The sequence below is a fragment of the Dietzia sp. DQ11-44 genome, assembly GCF_014145205.1.
GTDB classification, from domain to species: Bacteria; Actinomycetota; Actinomycetes; order Mycobacteriales; family Mycobacteriaceae; genus Dietzia; species Dietzia natronolimnaea.
In genome coordinates, this window is the sequence record NZ_JAALEC010000573.1 from 1 (window position 1) to 2,606 (window position 2,606).

Sequence of the window (2,606 nt, forward strand, 5' to 3'; positions counted from 1 at the left end):
CTTCTGCCCCATCCCGAGCATGGTCCTGGCGTACGCGGCGGGCATGAACCGCTTGCCGCGGTAGGCCTTGCGGGCGTCCGGGTCGGGCAGGATCAGGAACTCCTTGGCGTCCAGACCGGTCATCACCTCGGCGGCGATCTCGTCCGCGCCGCGCTCGGAGCGGTCGATGAGCTTGCTCGCGAATCCGCTCGCGGCGGGGTCCGAGGAGTTGAGGCTCGAGGCCAGGTTGGTGCGGAAGAACGACGGGCACAGCACGGACACGTCGATCCCGAACGGCTCCAGCTCCCACCGCAGGGTCTCGGAGATCGCCACCACGGCCGCCTTGACCGCCGTGTAGGAGGCCATGGTCGGCGGGTGTACGAGCCCGGCGAGAGACGCCGTGTTGACCAGGTGCCCGTGGCCCTGCGCCTTGAGCATCGGCACGAAGGTGCGGCAGCCCCGCGCCACACCCAGCAGGTTGATGTCCGTGATGAGCCGCCAGTCCTCCTCGGTGAGGTACTCGATGCGGCCGCCCTGGGCGATGCCCGCGTTGTTGACCAGCACGTCGATGCCGCCCCAGATCTGCTCGATCTCCGCGCGCGCCGCCTGCCATTCCTCCTCGGAACGCACGTCCAGACGCAGATAGCGCGCATCCCCGGGGACCGAGGCGGGCCGGTCGTCGGTGGCCGCGAGGTCCGCGACCATCACGCGGTCGCCGCGCTCGAGGAACGCCGTGACCAACGCCAGACCGAGACCCGACGCCCCGCCGGTGACCAGCACCCGGCGGTTGGTGTCCGCGGGGGAGGGGGAGGAGACGAACGGCAACCGGGCGAGGCCGGGGACGGGGAGGTCGGACAGCGGGAGGCGGGGGAGACGCATGACGCGAAACTACCGTCTCACCCGCGCGCGAGGGGTGCGGGCTGTCCTGCGGCGCCGAGGAACCCGGCGGCCATCGACACCGCGGGCCCCGAGGAGTCGGCTCCCTCGATGAGCACCGCGAGGGCGATGTCCCCGGTGGAACCGACGAACCAGCCGTGGGCGGGACCGGTGCCGACCTCGGCCGTGCCGGTCTTGCCCCCGAGTCCGGGGATCGAATTGGCGGCCGTCGCGGTGCCCGATCGGACGGTCTGCTCCATGTACCGGCGCAGGGTGTCGACGACTCCGGGGTCGAGCGGTTCCGGTGCGTCGTTGGCGTCGCCGGTCATCCCGTCGACGACGTGCGGCAGGATCATCCGCCCGCCGTTCGCCAGCGAGGCCGTCATGACCGCCATCCCGAACGGGCTGGCCAACACCTCGCCCTGCCCGATCGCCGCTTCCACGCGGGCCGGGCCCTGCTCGGTGACGGGCACGGACCCGGTGAAGGTGTCCGCTCCGAGGCCGGGGGCGAAGAACCCGACGCCCAGGCCGAGCTTCGCGGCCGTGTCCTTCATGGCCTCCGGCGTCAGCCGGTCGCTGATGACGGCCTGGCTGGTGTTGCACGACCGGGCGAAGGCGGTCTCCAGCGGCACCGGGCCGAGCTCGAAGTCGTCGTCGTTGGGGATCGTGCGCCCCGACACGGTGACCGAGGCCGGGCAGGGCACGACCTCGTCCGGGCCCACGACGCCGGCCTCGAGCGCCGCGGCCGTGGTGACGATCTTGAACGTCGACCCCGGCGGGAAGCGGCCCTGCATGGACACCGGCCCCTGCCGGTCGGCGGCGGAGTTCTGTGCCACGGCCAGGATTCCGCCCGTCGAGGGCTGGATCGCCACGATCGAGGCGCCCAGGGCGGAGGAGTCCACCGCCTGCTGGGCGGCCCGCTGCATCGAGATCTGCAGCGTGGAGACGAGGTCGTCGACCTGGCCCACCGGGGCGCTGCCGAGCTCGATCGGTTCCGCGTCGGGATTGACGATCTCCGCGGTCCAGCCGCCTTCTGCGGTGATCGCGTCCATCCACGCGGTCGGCAGACTGTTGATCGCGGGAGAGGTCAGGCTGCGGTCGGTGCGGATGAGATCCCCGCTTTGAGGGAGCGTCACCCCCGGGACGGCGGCGAGCTGCTCGCGGATCGGGTCGATGTCGGACGGGCGGAGCGCGACGATCTGGTACGGCTGGTCCCCCGCCTCCGTCATGCCCTCGCGGATCGTCTGCCCGGTGATCGTCGGCACCACGGGGTTCACCAGCGCCGCGACAGCGTCGGCCGACTCCACCGCCCCCGGCGCCAGGGTCACCGCGGTCACCGGAGTCCACTGCAGCAGCGGTTCGCCCGTGCGGTCGAGGACCGAGGTGTCGTAGTCCAGGATCTCGGAGAAGGCCAGGGTGCCCCCCGGCTCGAGGCGGGTGTCGAGGATCGTCGGCGCCCACTCGACCTTCCAGTCCTCGCCGACCCTGGTGGTCCGCGCCTCGCCGGTGGTCGTGACGATGCGGGCGGCGCCTTCCGTGCCGGGGGTCCCGCCGGCCGGGTCGGAGCCGGCCTCGTCGTCGTCGGCCTCGTCGTTGTCGGCCTCGTCGTCTCCGGCCGTCCCCATGTCCCAGGTGATCTCGACCGTCACGGGGTCGCGGTCCGGGCGTCGGTCCCCGTCCGGGGTCCCGGCGGAGAGGGTCGGCGTGAATCCCATCGCCAGCACGTTGGCCTCGAGGGTCTCCTGCGCCGC

Annotated in this window: 2 protein-coding genes; both read right to left on the reverse strand. The window is 72.4% G+C overall.

The genetic code is table 11. From position 1 onward, the window contains the following. A partial coding sequence (locus G6018_RS13605; protein ID WP_182639893.1) for an SDR family NAD(P)-dependent oxidoreductase occupies positions 1-858 on the reverse strand: 858 nt, incomplete at its 3' end. A gap of 17 nt (positions 859-875) precedes the next feature. Next, positions 876-2,606, reverse strand: a 1,731-nt coding sequence (locus G6018_RS13610) for a penicillin-binding transpeptidase domain-containing protein (protein ID WP_182639894.1), incomplete at its 5' end; no start/stop codon positions are given.